We start from the raw sequence: 534 nt of genomic DNA on the forward strand, positions 1-534 counted from the left end.
TTTTCAGCACTATTGGTTGATTATCTATCACGCAACCAACTAAATCTGACATCACGCGTCCATCATTTAGGAACATACCTGGCCCGTAAGAATGAGCGATTCGCACTGCAGTGAAAGGAACGTCATGCTGAATGGCGTAGCTTTGTAACAATGTCTCAGCCATTCTTTTACTCTCTGGGTAGCAAGATCTTGAGTCCAATGAGTCCAAGCTGCCACAGTCCCTTCCGCGGATCAGCTCTTGACTCTCTAAGTTTCCATACACTTCACGAGTGGACATGAACAAAAAGTTTTTTACTCGTTTGTTTTTAACGAGCTCAAGCAAATTCATGGTTCCAACAACGTTGGCCTGAATAATCCCAACAGGATCATGTTTGATGTGATGTGGGCTTGCATTACTCGCCGCATGAATAACGAAATCGACTTCGTCATCAAACTCAATCGGCTGGCAAACATCTTGGTAAAAACATTCAAATTCACCGGTTAGCTCACCAAATAAGTTTTGAACTTTCTGTTCACTACGGGCTAACAGCAAAA

General features: G+C 42.9%; 1 protein-coding gene. It reads right to left on the minus strand.

Annotation, left to right across the window (positions count from 1 at the left end; translation table 11 throughout):
• Positions 1–534: NAD-dependent epimerase/dehydratase family protein (locus R7093_RS27680; RefSeq protein WP_318147335.1), on the minus strand; the 534-nt coding region annotated here is incomplete at both ends.

Source organism: Vibrio sp. 1580, assembly GCF_033340055.1.